The sequence below is a fragment of the Micromonospora sp. KLBMP9576 genome (assembly GCF_050941805.1).
GTDB lineage: Bacteria > Actinomycetota > Actinomycetes > Mycobacteriales > Micromonosporaceae > Micromonospora.
Genome location: NZ_CP194567.1, coordinates 5,850,270 through 5,867,081 on the forward strand (window position 1 = coordinate 5,850,270; position 16,812 = coordinate 5,867,081).

The 16,812-nt window shown below is 75.1% G+C and carries 15 protein-coding genes; 10 read left to right on the forward strand and 5 right to left on the reverse strand.

Annotated features, from left to right (window positions below; all coding sequences use genetic code 11):
- Positions 1-36 precede the first annotated feature (36 nt).
- From ACQ452_RS26025 to ACQ452_RS26035, 3 genes are all read left to right on the forward strand, one after another.
- The gene (locus tag ACQ452_RS26025) at positions 37-678 is read left to right on the forward strand and encodes a hypothetical protein (RefSeq protein WP_433388108.1); all 642 of its coding nucleotides are present in this window, start codon (positions 37-39) and stop codon (positions 676-678) included.
- Positions 675-1,256 (forward strand): hypothetical protein, encoded by a 582-nt coding sequence (locus tag ACQ452_RS26030; protein ID WP_433388111.1) that lies wholly within the window; start codon positions 675-677, stop codon positions 1,254-1,256. The genes ACQ452_RS26025 and ACQ452_RS26030 overlap by 4 nt, the downstream gene beginning before the upstream one ends.
- Positions 1,257-1,384: 128 nt before the next feature.
- A complete protein-coding gene (locus ACQ452_RS26035; protein ID WP_433388112.1) occupies positions 1,385-2,002 on the forward strand; it encodes a DUF4232 domain-containing protein in 618 nt (205 codons plus the stop codon).
- On the opposite strand, the gene ACQ452_RS26040 is transcribed toward ACQ452_RS26035, so the two are convergent.
- Both ACQ452_RS26040 and ACQ452_RS26045 read right to left on the reverse strand, forming a co-directional pair.
- Complete coding sequence (locus ACQ452_RS26040; protein WP_433388116.1) at positions 1,999-2,874, reverse strand: ABC transporter permease; 876 nt, start codon at positions 2,872-2,874, stop codon at positions 1,999-2,001. The two genes, ACQ452_RS26035 and ACQ452_RS26040, sit on opposite strands and share 4 nt — an antisense overlap.
- Complete coding sequence (locus ACQ452_RS26045; protein ID WP_433388117.1) at positions 2,871-5,726, reverse strand: alpha/beta fold hydrolase; 2,856 nt, start codon at positions 5,724-5,726, stop codon at positions 2,871-2,873. The genes ACQ452_RS26040 and ACQ452_RS26045 overlap by 4 nt, the downstream gene beginning before the upstream one ends.
- A gap of 404 nt (positions 5,727-6,130) precedes the next feature.
- Between ACQ452_RS26045 and ACQ452_RS26050 the strand changes: the two genes are divergently transcribed.
- From ACQ452_RS26050 to ACQ452_RS26080, 7 genes are read left to right on the forward strand one after another with little or no spacing between them, the layout of a single operon-like run.
- On the forward strand, positions 6,131-7,255 hold the full coding sequence (locus ACQ452_RS26050) for a hypothetical protein (RefSeq protein WP_433388118.1): 1,125 nt from the start codon (positions 6,131-6,133) through the stop codon (positions 7,253-7,255).
- Positions 7,242-9,971, forward strand: a complete 2,730-nt coding sequence (locus ACQ452_RS26055; protein ID WP_433388120.1) for a nitrate- and nitrite sensing domain-containing protein — start codon at positions 7,242-7,244, stop codon at positions 9,969-9,971. Before ACQ452_RS26050 ends, ACQ452_RS26055 begins: the two co-directional genes overlap by 14 nt.
- Positions 9,968-10,438 carry a roadblock/LC7 domain-containing protein gene (locus ACQ452_RS26060; protein ID WP_433388122.1) on the forward strand — a complete coding sequence of 157 codons (471 nt, stop codon included), beginning with the start codon at positions 9,968-9,970 and terminating at the stop codon, positions 10,436-10,438. Before ACQ452_RS26055 ends, ACQ452_RS26060 begins: the two co-directional genes overlap by 4 nt.
- Positions 10,435-10,908, forward strand: coding sequence for a DUF742 domain-containing protein (locus ACQ452_RS26065; protein ID WP_433388124.1), 474 nt, complete (start codon positions 10,435-10,437; stop codon positions 10,906-10,908). The genes ACQ452_RS26060 and ACQ452_RS26065 overlap by 4 nt, the downstream gene beginning before the upstream one ends.
- The gene (locus ACQ452_RS26070) at positions 10,886-11,623 is read left to right on the forward strand and encodes a GTP-binding protein (protein WP_433388125.1); all 738 of its coding nucleotides are present in this window, start codon (positions 10,886-10,888) and stop codon (positions 11,621-11,623) included. The genes ACQ452_RS26065 and ACQ452_RS26070 overlap by 23 nt, the downstream gene beginning before the upstream one ends.
- A 42-nt stretch (positions 11,624-11,665) precedes the next feature.
- Complete coding sequence (locus tag ACQ452_RS26075) at positions 11,666-12,211, forward strand: hypothetical protein (protein WP_433388128.1); 546 nt, start codon at positions 11,666-11,668, stop codon at positions 12,209-12,211.
- A 22-nt stretch (positions 12,212-12,233) separates the two neighbouring features.
- Positions 12,234-14,579, forward strand: a complete 2,346-nt coding sequence (locus ACQ452_RS26080; protein ID WP_433388130.1) for an AAA family ATPase — start codon at positions 12,234-12,236, stop codon at positions 14,577-14,579.
- A gap of 45 nt (positions 14,580-14,624) precedes the next feature.
- Here the strand turns inward: ACQ452_RS26080 and ACQ452_RS26085 are convergent, their stop codons facing one another.
- The 3 genes from ACQ452_RS26085 to ACQ452_RS26095 form a co-directional block, all read right to left on the reverse strand.
- Complete coding sequence (locus tag ACQ452_RS26085; protein ID WP_433388132.1) at positions 14,625-15,134, reverse strand: GNAT family N-acetyltransferase; 510 nt, start codon at positions 15,132-15,134, stop codon at positions 14,625-14,627.
- Positions 15,135-15,301: 167 nt separating this feature from the next.
- Entirely contained in the window at positions 15,302-16,195 is an 894-nt protein-coding gene (locus tag ACQ452_RS26090; RefSeq protein WP_433388135.1) for a hypothetical protein, read from the reverse strand.
- A complete protein-coding gene (locus tag ACQ452_RS26095; RefSeq protein ID WP_433388137.1) occupies positions 16,164-16,805 on the reverse strand; it encodes a DUF3618 domain-containing protein in 642 nt (213 codons plus the stop codon). The genes ACQ452_RS26090 and ACQ452_RS26095 overlap by 32 nt, the downstream gene beginning before the upstream one ends.
- Positions 16,806-16,812 lie beyond the last annotated feature (7 nt).

Sequence of the window (16,812 nt, forward strand, 5' to 3'; positions counted from 1 at the left end):
GGGTCGACGGCACCCGCAATGGCGAAGGGACGGCCGATGCCTCGCGTCATCATCCCGGTGGGCTTCAGCCTCGGACCACAACACCGGTATGTGCGCCCCGCCGACCCGACGCCGGAGTCGTGGGAGATCCACCTCGGCGCGGACATGGTCGACCTCAGCGAGGACGAGGTCGGCGTCTACGGGGCCGTCTTCCTGGACGTCGAGGGCCACTCGGAGCTGCGCGTGGACCGGGCACGGCTGGTGGAGTCGCTGCTGACCGCCCCGAAGCCACAGCCCGACGCCGCGCGACTGGTCGAGGCTCTGGTCAACCGGGGTCTGCTGCTGGAGTTCGACCCCGAAGGCCCGCTCGAAGACGTGTTCCGGCACTACCGCCTCTTCCCCACCGCCGAGGGCATGGGATCGACAGCCGAGGAGCCCCACTACCACCGCATGGGCCACCACAACCACCCCCTGGTGGCACTGCAGAACGACGCCTACGTGATGTGGGCGTTCTCCTTCCTGCACGCCAACCTGTGGGAGGCCTGCGCCTACTTCGCCCGGGCCGACGAGGAGGAGTTGGCGGCGGGTGAGGACCCGATCGGCCTGACACCCGAGGGAGTCGCCCGGGAGGTGGCGGTGAACCTGCCGATGATGATCGCCACCCAGTGTGCCTTCCTGGATCCCGTAGCGGCGCTATGAGCTACCGGCGGCGGGGATACCGCAGCGGGTCCCGGCAACAGGACGGCTACCTGCGCAGTCTCCGCTACGAGGCACCCAAGGAGGGCCTCGGCAAGCTGCTGGAGAAGTTGAGCGAATGGGGCGGTGCCGCCGCCGGACTGGCCGCGGCCACCGCCGTCGCCAGACAGGGGGTCCGGCTGTCACCGGCAGTGCTGGCAGGGTCGGGGCTGGTTCTGGGAGCAGCCTCGGGAGCAGCCGCCAAGGCGATGGTGACCTCGGCCTTCGACACCGTCAAGGCGCGCCGCCAGGAACGGCGAGGCAGCGCCGCCGGCGGCGGGCCGGCGAGCGTCGGCAGCCTTGCCGCGGAGATCCAGCAGATCATCGCGCACATCGAACGCAACCAGCAGGGCCTGATCGGCGTGCTGGATCGCATCGGCACCAACCACAGCTGGCTGATGACCGTGGTCACCGGGGCAAGTCCAGCCCTCATGCAGCAGGTGAACGGAAAGCTGACCGGCGCCCGCAGGTCAGTCGAGGATGCCTGCACCCTGCTGCGGCAGTCGAAGGACAACCTCCGCCGCTATCTACGGGCCATCTGAGCGGCCACGCCTGATCAGGGGTTGCCATCAAGCCCGCTGGGCCGCCTCTCGACCAAGCCGGTGATGTCGTAGCCGATTCAGCTCGACAGCGTTCCCGGACCCGCGCCGGCGGGTGCGATGATCGGACGATGGCAGGCCCGGCGCCCCGACGCGCACCGCACTCCCGCGACCGGTTCCCCGGTCGAGCCACCGGCCTCGCGGTCGCCGGCCTCGCCCTGCTCGGCGCCTGCACCCCGGCGAGCGGCCTCCCGGCGGCCGGCCCGGTCCCCACCACGCCACCGGCCGCGCCGACGGCCGGGGTCACGCCCACGAGCGACTGCCCGCAATCCGGCGTACGGATCAGTTCGCCGGGCGTCAGCGCCGCGATGGGACTGCGGGCCCTCGGCCTGGAACTGGTCAACTGCGGCACGCGGCCCTACCCGCTCGACGGCTACCCGGTGCCGCGCCTGCTCGACGGCGAGGGCAACCCGATAACGGTCCAGGTGGTCGACGGGGCCAAGGGGATCACGTCGGGCTTCGACGCCCCGCCGGAGCCGCTGACCCTGCGCCCCGGCGAACGGGCCGGCGCCGCCGTGCTCTGGCGCAACCTGGTCACCGACCCGACGGTCGTCGCCACCGACGGCGAGCGCCTGGAGGTCGCGCCCGTCGCCGGCCGGCCCGCGCAGGTCGTCGGCCTGGACGGGCCGATCGACCTCGGCAACACGGGCCGGCTCGGCGTCAGCGCCTGGCAGAAACAGGCGTCCTAGCTGGTGATGTCCTTGCGGGTGAAGCGCCAGAACGCCAGCCCCCAGAACAGCGTCGCGTAGCTGATCGCGGAGATCGCGCCGCGTACCACGTCGTCGGTCTGCACCGGCGTCGACAGCAGCCCCAGCCAGGCCGTGCTGTAGTGCGTCGGCAGGAACGCGCGCAGCGCGCCCAGGGCGGTGATCTGGTCGAGGATGCCGGAGAGGATCCAGAGCAGCACCGCGCCGCCGACCGCGCCGAGCGCGGCGTCCGTCACCACCGACAGCAGGAACGCCAGGCCGGCCACCACCAGGAGTACGACCGCCAGGTAGCCGAGCACGCCCAGCAGCCGCAGCAGGCCCTCGCCCGGTTCGAGCTGGGCCGCCACCGTGCTGCGCAGCGGCTCCCAGCCGTAGCGCAGCGTCCCGATCAGCAGGGCGGTGCCCGCGAGCAGCAGCAACGCCAGGGCCGAGTAGACGAGCGCGACGAGCAGCTTCACCGTCAGCAGGCGGGCTCGGGGCACCGGAATCGCCAGCAGGTAACGCAGGCTGCCCCAGCTCGCCTCGCTTGCCACCGTGTCGCCACAGAACAGCGCCACCACCACGACCAGCAGGAACGACGCCGAGACGAAGATGGTGAAGAGGGTGAAGTTCAGCCCGCCCGACGTGGCGAACTCGACCAGGCTGCCGAACTCCCCGCGCCCGTTGTCCTCGTCGTCGCCCGTGTCGAACTGGAACGCGATCAGGATGATCAGCGGCAGCAGCACCATGAACCCGAGCGCGAGCTGCGTACGCCGCCGGGAGGCCTGCCGACGGAACTCGGCGCCGAACGGCAGGGTCGCCGACGGCCGGTAGCCGGCCGCCGCGCCAGCCGTGGGTGACGTGCCCGCCATCATCGGTCCCCGCTTCCCCGAGAGTTCTCGCCCACGAGGGCGAGGAACGCGTCCTCCAGGCGGCGCCGGGGCACCACCCGGTCCACCCCGATGCCGGCCCGGACCAGCTCGGCGACCACCTCGCTGCGGGCGGTGCCGTTGGTGTCCACCACGAGCTGACCCTCGCCGTCGGGGAGCACCCGCACCCCGTGCAGGCCCGCCAGCACCACCCGGGCGGCCTCCGGGTCGGTCACGTCGAAGAGCACGCTGGGCGACTCGCCGACGATCTCCTCGACCGGTCCCGAGGCGACGATGCGGCCCTTGTTCACCACCACCGCGTGCGTACAGGTCTGCTCCACCTCCGCCAGCAGGTGACTGGAGACCAGCACCGCCCGGCCGTCGGTGGCGTAGCGCTGGAGCACCCGGCGCATCTCCGCGATCTGCGGCGGGTCGAGCCCGTCGGTCGGCTCGTCGAGCACCAGCAGCTCGGGCAGGCCCAGCATGGCCTGCGCGATGGCGAGGCGCTGCCGCATGCCGTGGCTGTAGTTTCTGATCTTCCGGTGCACCGAGTCGCCCAGGCCCGCGATCTCCAGGGCCTCGTCGAAGTGCGCCTCCTCGGCCGGCCGCCCGGTGGCCCGCCAGTACGCCGTCAGGTTCGCGAGCCCCGACAGGTGCGGCAGGAAGCCCGGCCCCTCGACCAGCGCGCCGATCCGGGACAGCACCGGCGAGCCGGGCACCAGCCGGTGCCCGAAGACGTAGATCTCGCCTGCGGTGGGCTGGGTCAGCCCCATCAGCACCCGCAGCGTGGTGGTCTTGCCGGCGCCGTTCGGGCCGAGCAGGCCGACCACCTGACCGGGGTGCACCTCGAAGTCGACGTTCGAGACGGCGACGAAGCCGTCCGCGTACTCCTTGCGGAGCTGCCGCACGGCCAGCGGGACGCCCGCGTACGCCGGGTGCACGGAGCTGTCCTGGCGGCGGTGCCGGCGGCGGACCAGTGCGACGACCAGGACGAGCCCGATCACGATCGCCGCGACCAGCCCGGCCAGCACCCAGCGCCACATGACGGCGGCGGTGGGGATCGGGTCGCCGGCGACGGTCGGCAGGCTGACCGCGCCACCGCCGGCCTCGACGGTGTGCACGGCCGGCTCGACGGGCGTGGTGTACGCCTGGTCGGAGGTCGCCACCACCACGCGCAGCCGGTGCCCGGCCTCGAACCGCCGGACGATCGCCGGCAGGGTGACGGTCACCGGTCGCGCCGCGTCGATGGTCGGCGGCAGGCCGGTGAGCCGGACCGGGGCGACCAGTCCGTTGGGCAGGGTGGCCGCGCCGTTGGGGTCGACGTCGTAGAGCTTCACGAACAGCACCGCCTCCCCGGTCGGCGACGCCGCCCGGATGTCGACGGTCGGCGCACCCACCACGTCCACCGCCTCGGCCAGCGGCTCCGACTCGAACCGGGCGTGCTGGCCGGGAATGTCCCCCGCCACGCCGCCGAGCAGCGACGACAACTCCCCGGCGAAGGGCACCGAGGAGATCGCGGCCGGGTTGCCGGCCGGCGGGTTCGCGACCGGCTGGGCGGGGCCGGCGACCGGTACGTCCCGACGGGCCGTGCCGGCCACGCCGGGATAGTCGGCGTAGCGGTAGCCGGTGGCCACCAGACCCCGGTCGAGGGCGTCGAAGCCGGCGATGCGGGAGAAGGTGAAGTCGTCCCCCGGGGCCTCGCCCTCGCCCTTGACGTAGTGGTCGAGCCACTGCACGGTCAGGAACTTCACGCGGTCCGAGTCCGTCTTGGGGCCCTCGCCGCCGTCGTGCCCGCCGGTGAACCAGGCCACCCGCACGGGGGTGCCCGCGGCGGCGATGCCGCGCGCGTTGGCGTCGGCCTCGCCGAGCGGGAAGAGCGTGTCCGCCTCGCCCTGCACCAGCAGGGTCGGCGCCTTGATCCGGTCGAGCACGCCGGCCGGGCTGGAGCGGCGCAGCAGGTCCACGGCGGCCTGGTCGGCCTGGCCCGTGGTCGCGATCCGCAGGTACGCGGCGCAGATGTCGGCGGCGAACCGGCCACACGCCGGGTCTCCGGCCCCGGCCGGCGCCCGTCCCGGGCCGGCGCCCGGCCCCGGGCCGGGCGGGCCGGCGGAGGCGGGGGCCCCCTCGGGCTCGGCGGCGCTGGTCCCGGAGAGCCCGGCCGGCCCGGAGCCGACGTTGCCACCGCCGCCGAAGAAGAGCCCCGCCCAGCCGGACTTGAACACGCCCTCGGTGGGCTCCTTCCCGGTGCTCTCCGGCAGGAAGGAGCGCGACAGGTCGTTCCAGGTAATCATCGGCACGATCGCGTCGACGCGCTGGTCCTGCGCGGCGAGCAGCAGCGCCAGGGCGCCGCCGTACGAGCCACCGACGACGCCGACCTTCGGGTCACCGGCGGCGTCGGTGCGGATCTCGGGCCGCCCGGCGAGCCAGTCCAGCAGGCGTTGCGCGTCGCGGACCTCGTAGTCCGGGTGGTCCAGGTGGATCTGCCCGCCGCTGCGGCCGAAGCCCCGCGCCGTCCAGGTGAGCACCGCGTAGCCGCGGCCGGCGAACTCCTCGGCGTCGGCACGCACGGAGTCCTTGGTGCCGCCGAAGCCGTGCGCCAGCAGCACCGCAGGCACCTTGTTCCTCGCCGAGGCGTCCCCGGGCAGGTAGAGCGTGGTGTCCAGGTCGACGGGCTCGTCCCCGGCCGGCCCGGAGCGGACGTTCACGACCGCCGCCGCCGTGCGGACGTCCGGCCCCTTCGGCACGACCGCCCAGGTCACGGCGGCGGCGAGCAGCACGACGACAGCCGTCGCGGCGACCGCGCGCCGACGGGTGGGCAGGGCACGCCGGATCCACGCGGCCGGCGACGGCGATCTCATTGGGCACACGGTACGGCCCGGATGCTGAGCGTTGGCTGAGATCGTCCGTACGTCCGTCCGGTTGCGCCGATCGGTGTCCGGTCGGCGCGACCCAGTCCGTTCCATGAGCATGAATTCGGATCACGTCAATTCCGATGTTCGTCAGAAATCCACTCTGATCCATCCATGCCCCACTCCGGGTCGGTACGCACCGTGTCGACCGGGTCACGTGGCGGTCACATCGGGCTTCATGACGCAAAGCTGACTGTTCGGCGAGCGGAACGGCTCCATACAGTCCGCTAGTTTTCCGGTCCGGTGCACGGGACTTGACCGCCGACCCGGCCCACCTCACCGATCCCGTGCTCCCGCCGGAGGAGACAGCCATGACAGTCCCCGCGCCACCGGCTCGTCGACGGCCCCTCGCGGTGGGCCGCGTACTACCGCTGCTCCTCCTCGTCGCCCTGCTCGCGCCGATGACCCTGCTCTTCGTCCAGGCCTGGCGGCTCACCGCCGACGACCGGGACCTGGCCGACCGGGAGCGGCTGGGCGTGGAGTACCTGCGCGCCCTCGCCCCCGTCACCCACGCCCTGGTCGACGCCCAGTCCGCCGCCGTCGCCGCCCGGCCCGCCACCAGCGCGGCCCTGACCAACGCGGTCGAGGCCGCCGCCTCGGTCGACGCGCGCGTCGGCGACGAACTGCGCACCCGGGAGCGCTGGGCCGGCCTGCGGGCCAGGATCGAGGCGCTGAGCGCACGCGGCCCCGCCGACCCCGAGGCGGCCTTCGCCGCGTACGGCGAGGCCACCGACCTGCTGCTGGCCCTGCACGGCAAGGTCCGGGAGACCTCCGGGCTGATCCGCGACCCCCGGCCGGACTCGTTCTTCCTCCAGCATGGCGCCCGGGACCTGCCCGAGGCGGTGGTCGCGGCCGGGCGACTGGCCGACCTGACCGTGCTCGCCGCCGACCGCCCCACCGCCGACCGCAACCGCACCACCGCCGAGGCCGCCGCCCTGCGGGTGTCCGTCCTCGTCCCCGCCGACGACCTGGTCACCGACCTGCGGGCGGCCGTGGAGAACTCGCAGAGCGCCGACCTCGGCTCGATCGTGCTGGCCCCGCTCGACACCTACCAGCGCTCCGTCGAGGCGCTGGCGGCCCACTCCGCGCCGGCCGGCCGCGCCACCGCCGCCAACCAGGCGCAGGTCGTCGACGCCCGACGCGAATCGCAGACCGCCGCCAACCGCCTCCTGCCCCTCGTGCTGGACGAACTCGACACCCTGCTCGCCGAGCGCATCGACGCGTCGAACCGGGACCGCCGGCTGACCGTGGCCGCCGGGGTGCTGGCCGCCCTGCTGTGGGCCGGCCTCGTCGGGGGATGGCTCGCCGCCGCCCGGCGCCGCCCGGCACGGCCCCGGGACGGGGCGCAACCCGCCGCCGTCCCACCCGAGGACACGCCGTGGCCGCCCACCGACGCGGAACCGCGCCGACTCCAGCCGGCAGGCGCCGCCCGCGAAGCCGGGACCACCCAGTGGGGGCGCTTCGATGCTGCTCGCTAGGCTCCGCATCCGGGGCAAGCTCGCACTGCTCGTCGTCATCCCGCTGCTCAGCATGGTGGCCCTGGCCGTGCCGGCGGTCCTCGACCGGGTGGACGCCGCGCAACGGGCCCACGACATCGCCGACCGGGTACGCGTCGCCAGCCGGATCGGCAGCCTCGTCCAGGACCTGCAACAGGAGCGCGTCCTCTCCGTCGGACTGCTGCTCGGCCGGGTCACCCGCACCGAACTCATGCAGCGGGCGGCCGGTGTGGACGACCGCGTCGCCGACCTGCGGGCCACCCCCGGCGGCCTGCTGACGCCGCAGGTCGCCGAGGCCCTGCAGGGCGTTCGCGGGCTCACCGACCTGCGGGCCGCCGTGCTCGCCGGCACCGCCACCCCGGAACAGGCAGTGGCCGCGTACGGGCCGGTCAGCAAGGGGCTCATCGACGCCCTGCGCCTGCCGTTCGGGGTGGACACCGGCACGACGGCCGGGCGGCAGGTGCTGGCCCTCGACGGGCTGCTGCGCGTCGACGAGGCGATGGGCGGCTGCTCCGCCCTGCTCCTGCTGGTCAAGGCGACCAGCTCCCCCCGGGTGGCCACCACGTACGTCGCCTGCATGGCGGCGCTGCGGGCGGACAACGGGGGCTTCCGCGACCTCATCACGGCGGAGCAGTTGGCGCTGGTGACGATGAACGACGCGGCGGTGGCCGCCCGGACCAGCGCGGACTTCCTCACGAGGAGCGCGCTGGACCCGATCGGCGCGACCAGGAGCACGTCGCTGGAGGCGCTCTTCCCGTCGGTCCTCTCGATGATCACCTTCGGGCAGTTCATCGAGAAGAAAATCGTCGCCGACGTCATCGCCGAGGTGACCGCGCAGCAGCGCCGGGCACTCAACGAGGCGTACCTGGTCGGCGGGCTCGCCGGCCTGATCCTCGCCGTGGTGATGGTGCTCAGCGCGGTCGTCGCCCGGAGCGTGACCCGGCCGCTGACCCGCCTCACCCGCTCCGCCGACCGGGTCGCCCGGGTCGCCGAGGCGGAACTGACCCGGGTCGCCGACGACGAGGCCGAGAGCACCGCGTCGGTGGGCCTCGACCCGGTCGACGTGCGGGCCCGCGACGAGATCGGCGACCTGGCCCGCGCCTTCGACCGGGTGCAGAGCACCGCCGCCCGGCTCGTCGAACGGCAGGTCGCCGGCCGGCGCAACGTGGCGCAGATGTTCGGCCACGTCGGCCGCCGTACGCAGAACCTGGTCGGCCGGCAGATCGCGCTGATCGACCGGCTGGAACGGCAGGAGGCCGACCCCGCCCGCCTGGAACACCTGTACCGGCTCGACCACATCTCCAGCCGGCTGCGCCGCAACGCCGGCAGCCTGGTGGTGCTCTCCGGCTCGCCCGGCGCGGACCCGCACGTGGCGCCGGTACCGCTCGGCGACGTGGTCCGGCTGGCACTCGGCGAGATCGAGGACTACACGCGGGTCGACGTGCAGGTCCCGCCGGGCGTGTCGGTGGCGCCGGGCACCGTCGGCGACCTCGTCCTGGCGCTGGCCGAACTGATGGAGAACGCCACCGTCTTCTCCCCGCCGCACACCCGGGTCACCGTGGGCGGCGAGCCGACCGCATCCGGGGCGCGGCTGATCGTCGTGGACCGGGGCATCGGCATGGCGCCGGAGCGGCTGGCGGAGGAGAACGCCCGACTCACCCGACGGGAGCGCCTGGACCTCGCCCCGAGCGAGGTGCTGGGGCTCTTCGTGGTGGGCCGGCTGGCCCGCCGGCACGGGTGGACGGTGCGGCTGACGCCGACCGCCGGCGGCGGGGTCAGCGCGTACCTGGACGTCCCGGAGACGTCGCTGGTGATCCACCCCGCCGAGCGGGCCGGGGTGACCGTGGCCCGGGCCGCCGTACCGACCCGGGACCGGCGCTCGCCCGGCGACGCGCGGGACGCCGAAGGGCCCGACGCGCCGGCACCGACCGGCGCGGTTACCGCGCCCGGCACGACGGTCGAGGCGGCGGACAGCGCGGCCGAGGCGGCAGGCAGGCCGGCTCAGGTGGCAGACGGCACGGCTCAGGTGGCAGACGGCACGGCTCAGGTGGCAGACGGCACGGCCCGGGTGGCAGGTAGGGCGGCCGAGGGGCCGCCGACCGTGTTCGACCCGGCGCTGCTGAGCCGTGCCAGCCGCAGCATGGAGTCCGGCGCACCCTGGAACGCCTTCGGCGCGGGCGGCGGCCCGCAGGCCGACACCGGCCCCGCCCCGGCCGACACCGGCCCCGCCCCGGCCGACGCCGGCACCGCAAGCCCCGCCCCGGCCGGTACCACGGAGCCCGCCCCGACCACCACCGCGGGCCCCGCCCCCGCCGGTACCGCCGCGATGGGCATCCGGCGGCGGGTGCCGGGCGCCGCGCTGCCACCGGCTGGGCCGCCGGTCCGCCCGCCGACGACCGCACCGGCGGCGGACACCGGCGCGGACCCGGCCGCCGCCCGCGCGCTCGTCGAGGCGGTCGAATCCGGCGTACGCCGGGCGGAGCTGGGCCGGGCACCGGCCGGCGCGGCGGTCACGCGGCTGAACAGACGGGTGCCCGGGGCGAACCTGACCGTCATGCCGGCCCGACAGCCCGACAGCCCGTCGCTGGGCAAGCCGGACGAGGTCCGGGCCCTCCTCACCGAGTTCGAGGCGGGCGTCGCCCGCGCTCAGCGAGAAGTCAGCCAAGACCACCGCTACGAAGAGGAAACATCACGGTGACCAGCACCTTCCCGCACGAAAACGTCGAGCACCCGCACCCGGGCACCGGGGACCTCAGCGCGGAGGTGCGCACCTTCAACTGGTTGCTGGACTCCTTCACCTCCAGCACCGCCGGGGTGCTGGAGGCGATCGCCGTCTCGTCGGACGGGCTGCTGATGGCCATGTCGGCGATCAAGGACCGGTCCAACGCGGAGCGGCTCGCCGCGGTGGTCTCCGGCATGACGAGCCTCGCCGGCGGGGCCGCGAGCTGGTACTCCCTCGGCGGGCTCAACCGGGTCGTCGTCGACATGGCCGAGGGCTACCTGCTGATCAGCGCGATCAGCAGCGGCTCGGTGCTGGGGGTGGTCGCCGACCGGTCGGCGAACCTCGGCACCGTCGCCTACGAGATGACCCTCTTCGCCGGGCGGGCCGGTGGCGCCCTCACCCCGAGACTGATCGCCGAGCTGAAGAACGCCGTTCAGCAGTGAACCCCGAGGCCGCCGGTGCGGAGCCGGATCCGGAGCCCACGTTCCGGATCCGGCCCTACCTGCGCGCGTCGTCGCCGTACGACGGCGGGCCCGGCCCGGCGGCGCCCGGGACCGCTGCCGCGAGTGAGGACGGGCCGGCCGGTCCACGCCCGTTCGTGCTCACCGCCGGGCGGGTGACCGGCGCCGATCCGGCGATCGGGCTGGAGACGCAGGTGACCGCCCGCGCGACGACCGAACGGGCGGGGGCGCTCGCCCGGCTGGCGCCCGAACTACAGGTGATCGTCTCGCTCTGCGGCGAACCCATCTCGGTCGCCGAGATCTCCGCCCGGGCCCGGCTGCACTTCGGCGTGACCCGGGTGCTGGTCGGCGACCTCCGCGCCGCCGGCCACCTGGACGTGCACGACGGTGCCGACGTCCTCGACCCCGACATCATCCTGCGAGTGATTGATGGACTCCGTGCGATCTCCTGAATGGCCGGTCGCCCCGCTGGGCGCGATCGCCACCAACAACGCCGGCACCCGGTACGGCTCCCCGACCGGGCCGCAACCCGTCCCGCCCGCGCCGCCGACGCACCGGTCACCGGCCACCGGGGTGGCCTCCGTGCCCCGGCCCGCGCCGGCCACCGCGCCACCGATCCCCGTCAAGATCCTCATTGCCGGCGGCTTCGGGGTCGGCAAGACCACCACCGTCGGCGCGATCTCGGAGATCGCCCCGCTGACCACCGAGGCGGAGATGACCACCGCCGGGATCGGCATCGACGACCCCGGCATGCGCTCCGAGAAGACCACCACCACGGTGGCGATGGACTTCGGCTGCGTCACCATCGACCGCAGCCTGAAGCTGTACCTGTTCGGCACGCCCGGGCAGGCCCGGTTCGGTTTCATGTGGGACGATCTGGCCCGCGGCGCGCTCGGCGCGCTCGTCGTCGTGGACAGCGCCCGGCTGGACGACTGCTACCCGGCGATCGACTTCTTCGAACGGGCCGGCCTGCCCTTCGTGGTCGGGGTGAACGCCTTCGACGGACGGCTGGCGCACGACCTCGACGCCATCCGATGGGCGCTGGCCGTCGGCGACCACGTCCCCCTGGTGCAGTTCGACGCCCGGGACCGACGCTCGGTGCGGGACGCCCTGCTGGTCGTCCTGGACCGCGCACTCGATCGGGCCACCCGGGAGCGGAAGGCCTGACGACCCGGCGGTTCGACCCGTTTCACGAGAAGGGGTGGTCGCGTGAGAGGTGGACTGGACGAGACACTCGCCCGGATGGCCCGCCGCGAGGAGGCGCTGCGGCGGCGGGCCACCGAGGCCGGGGCGGAGGACGGCAGGCACGCCGCACCGAGCGGGCCACCGGAGGGCCCCGGCACGGACCGCGCCGACTCCCGGGGCGAGGGGCGCAACGCCGGACCCGGCTGGGCCGACACCCGGCGCGGCGCGGAGCCCCGCGACCCCGTCGCGGAGATCACCGACGCCGTCCGGCGGGTGGTGGCGGGCCACCCCGGCACCACCGTAGACGTGCGCATCGAACACGGCGGGCAGGCGTACCCGCTGCGGGTCGCCTGGACCGACACCGGCGTGACGGTCCACGCCCCGGCCGCCGCGGCGCCGCCCCCGGTGCGGCCGGCCTCCACCAGGCCCACGCCGCCCCTGCCGCCGGGCCAGGACGGGCCAGGCTCCGCGGCGCGGCTGGCCGCGCTGATCCGCCGCGACCCGTCCCTGCTCAGCGACGGTGCGCCGCACCGGGAAGCCCGCAAGACACCGGGCTCGGGCGCGGCGTGACCGGGGCGGCTAGGGTCGGGCCGTGGCGGAACCCGACCTGACCCTGACCGCGAGCATGCGGCCGGCGGCCCTGGACGCCCGACGGGGCATCGTCCGGCTGCACCCGGAGGTGCTCACCGCGCTGGCACTGCGCCCCGGCGACCCGGTGCGGCTGGCGGGCCGGCGGGTGACGGCCGGCGTCGTCGCGCCCGCCGAGCCGACCGCGAGCACCGCGCTGCTCTACGCCGACGACCTGATGCTGGGCAACCTCGGGCTGCGCGACGGCGGCCAGGTCACGGTGAGCCGCCTGCCGGTCCGACCGGCCAGCCGGGTGCTCCTCGCCGGCCCCGCACAGATCGCCGCCGTGGTCTCCCCCGAGATGCTCCGGCTGGCCCTGCTGGGCAAGGTCGTCACCACCGGGGACGACGTGTCGCTGCTACCGCAGGACGTGCTGCCGGACGCCTCGGTACGCAGCCTGGTGGAGGCCGCCCGGCGCAGCCTCTCCAACAGCGTCGGGTACGCCTGGACCAGCACCCTGCTCGCCGTGGTCGCCGCCGAGCCCGACACCGGGGCCCTGGTCACCATGGACACCGTCGTCGGCTGGGAGCACGGCCAGGCGACCCGCGGCTCCGCCGGCACGACCGCGGGCACCGACGCCTTCGACAGCGCCGGCCGGCGGGCCGGGGCGGCGGGTCCCGGCCACGCCGAGAACGGGCACACCACCGACCGGCCGCGCCCACGCGCCGACCGGCGACCCGGGGGCGAGCGGACCGTCGTGGACCTCACCGACCGGGCGGCCGGAACCGACAGCGCCACGGCGGCGGCCCCGCCGTCCGTGGACGAGCTGCCCGGGTTGCGGGCGCAGGCCGAGGAGCTGACCGAACTGCTCGACCTCGGCTTCCACCACCAGGAGGTACTCGGCCGGCTGGGCACCACCGTCTCACTCGGCGTGCTGATCGCCGGTCCCGCCGGATCCGGCAAGGCCGCCCTGGTGCGCGCCGTGGCCGCCCGGGTCGGCGCCCGGGTCAGCCCGCTCTGGGCCCCCGAGCTGGCCGCCCTGACCAACCAGGCCGCCGCCGAGCGGCTGCGCGCCGCCGCCGCCGAGGCCCGCGCGGGCGACCCCGGCGTGCTGCTGGTCACCGACGTCGAGGCGCTGGCCCCCGCTGACGAACCCGGGCCGGTCGCCACCGTGTTTCGGCAGGTGCTCGCCGAGACCGTACGGGCGGGGGCGGCGGTCGTCTGCACCACCGGCCGGCCCGAGGCCGTCGATCCGGCGCTGCGCGCCCCCGACCTGCTCTCGCTGCGGATCAGCGTCCCGCTGCCGGACGCGGCCCTGCGCCGGGAACAGCTGACGGTGCTCACCCGGCAGGTGCCGCTCGACGACGACGTGCGGCTCGACGACGTCGCGGGGCGTACCCCCGGATTCGTCGCCGCCGACCTGGCCGCGCTGGTCCGCGAGGCCGGGGTACGCGCGGCGCTGCGGCAGAAGTCGGCCGAGACGCCGACGGTGTCGATGGCCGACTTCACCGCCGCGCGGGAGGTGGTCCGCCCCACCACGATGGCGGCGTCCACCCTTGAGCTGGCCTCGGTGACGCTCGACGACGTGGGCGACCTCGCGGAGGTCAAGGAGACGTTGACCGAGTCGGTGCTCTGGCCGCTGACCTACCCGGACACCTTCGCCCGGCTCGGCGTGCAGCCGCCGCGCGGGGTGCTCCTCTACGGGCCGCCCGGCTGCGGAAAGACCTACCTCGTCACGGCGCTGGCCGGCTCGGGGCGGGCGAACGTGCTCTCCGTGAAGGGCGCGGAACTGCTGTCGAAGTGGGTCGGCGAGAGCGAACGCGCGGTCCGCGAACTGTTCCGCCGGGCCCGGGAGGCCGCGCCCACGCTGATCTTCCTGGACGAGGTCGACGCGCTCGCCCCCGTACGCGGCCAGGCCAGCGACGGCGGCACCACCGACCGCGTGGTCGCCGCCCTGCTGACCGAACTGGACGGGGTGGAGGCGCTACGCAACGTGGTGGTGGTCGGTGCGACGAACCGGCCCGACCTGGTGGATCCGGCCCTGCTGCGCCCGGGACGGCTGGAGCGGCTGGTCTACGTGCCGCCGCCGGACGGGCCGGCGCGGGCGGAGATCCTGCGCGCCGCCTCGCGAAACGTGCCGCTGGCACCCGAGGTGGACCTCGCGGCGCTCGGCGGGGAGCTGGACGGCTTCTCGGCGGCGGACTGCGCCGCGCTGGTGCGGCAGGCGGCGCTCGCGGCCATGCGGGAGTCGCTGACCGCGTCCACGGTCACCGCCGCGCACGTGGCGGCGGCCCGCTCCCGGGTCCGCCCGTCCCTCGACGAGGCGCAGGTCGCCTGGCTCGCCGCGTACGCCGACAAGCGCGCCGGCTGAGCCGTCCCGCCCGGGCCGGTCACGTCGGGGACGACCGGGCCGAGATCACGGGGGCGGTGGCGTCGAGTCCAGGCAGATCTCGGCGTGCACCCTGCCGCCGTCCTCGCGCAGCTTCGCGCCACACCTGCCCAGCACCGAAACCGCGCCGTGGTTGTCGACGGTGGTCTCCGCGACCACGAGCCGCATCCCGGCCGCCGCCGCCTCGTTCAACAACTCCCGCAGGGCGGCCACGCCGATCCCCTGGCCCCGCGCGGAACGGCCCAGCCACATCCCGGTCTCGACGGTGCCCGGCTCGTCGCGTCGACGCATCCGGATCACGCCGACCACCTCGCCGCCGGCCAGGATCGCGTACATCCGGGTGCCGGTCGGGCCGTCCAGACCGCCGAAGCTCGCCCGGTGGAACTCCCGGAACGCCTCCCGCCGGGCATGCGACCACCCCGCCGGAGCCTCCACCGGCGGCATCACGTCGCCGGGCTCCGCCTCAGCAGCCGCTACGGAGAGCAACGGCTCCAGGTTTCGCTCGTCCACCGGCTCCAGCCGGACCGTTCCCGCCACGTGCCGCAGTCTGCCGCCCCCACCGGCCCGAGTCCACCCCGACCGGCGTCGACTGGCGATCCGGCGGCAGGTACCGGCCGGTCAGCGGGCATCGTGTTCCGGCTCACGCTCCGCTGTCGCCCGTCCGCCCGACGGCGGCGACCGGTGCCGGCCGGCCGGGCGGGGGGTCACTCGGCGTCGAACTCGCACAGCACCACCGAGGCGTCGTCGGCGCGCTTGCGCCGGCGCAGCCGGTCCGGATGGTCGCGCTCCGCGACGCGCACCCGGTCGATCAACGCGCCCGGCCCGTCGGCGGTCGCCACGTCCAGCAGCCCCGCCCAGTCGAGCAGACCGAACTGCTCCACCAGGGCCGACGCGCCGTCGCTGAGCAGCGCCGCCCGGCGTACCGCGCCCGGCCCGCGCAACGGCACCGTCCCGGTCACGGCGTGGAACGCCGCCTCTGGATCGGCCGCCGCCACCCAGTAGCCGTGGGTCCGGTTCATCCGTTCCCGCTGCACGCCGACCGCCCGCCGGAACCGGTCGACCGGGTCGGTGGCGCCCGCCGGCACGGCGGCGAGCGTGGTGCGCAGGCCGGCCATCGCGGTCTCCAGGCGGTCGTCGGTGACCACGCCGACGACACCGCCGGCGTCGAGCACCAGCGGGCTGTCGCAGAGCACCAGGTAGTCGAGGTGGTCGCCACCGTCGCGCAGCAGACAGACGGTGCTCGACACGGTGCCCGGGTGGTCCAGGTCGCACTCGTCCCCGTGGTCGGACCGCACGGCGAGGATCGCCGCCGCCAGGTTGCTCATCAGCGTCGCCGTCGGTCGGGCGGCCTCCGCCAACCCGAGCCGGGCCGCTAGGTGCCGCACATACCAGGACGGCCCGTGTACGCAGCCCGTGTCGAAGCCCTCCGGCACGGTTGCGCCGTCCAGCAGGCCGGCCAGCGGCCCGAACCGGAAGACCAGGTCCTCGTTGACCGGCCGGCCGGGGGGCGGCGCGGACGCGGAACGTACCCGCATCGTCCGCGCCGCCCCGACCACCCGGGTCGCCTCAGCGGCGACGGAGGTCGTCGGCGGCCTCATGCGCCTGCCCCTGCACCTGGTGGGCGGCCGACCGCCCCTGTTCCCGGACGGTGGACGCGCCCCCGGCGGCGGTGGACCGTACCGCCTGGGCCGCCTCCTGCGCCGGCTCGCGCAGGTTGTCGCGCAACTCCTGACCGACCTGGCCGGCCTGCTCCCGCAGGTGTCCGGCCTGCGCGCGCAGTTGCTCGGAGTGCTCGTCCACCAGGCCCTTGGCCTGCCCGGCCCACTGTCGTTCGGGTCGGCTGGGCGGGACCAACGACGACACCAGCAACCCGGCGCCGAAGGCGATCAGGCCGGCGGCGAGGGGATTGCCCTGCGCCTGCTGGCGGGACTGCTGCCCGAGCGAGCGGGCCTCCTCCCGTACCGACCCGGCCGCTGACGACACCCGCTGCCCGGCCGCGTGCGAGCCCCGCTCCGCGGCGCCGTGACCGTCCGACTGCACGCCCATCACCTTCTCCCTGGCCCGGGTGAGCGCGCCACGGGCCTGGCCGACCCGCTCACCGGCGACCCGGCGCGGGTTGACCTTGTCGGTCAGCGCGTCGACGTCGCTGCTCAGTTCGTTCCGGGTGTTCTCGATCTCCCACCGGATCCGGTCCGGATCGTTGGACATGATCTGC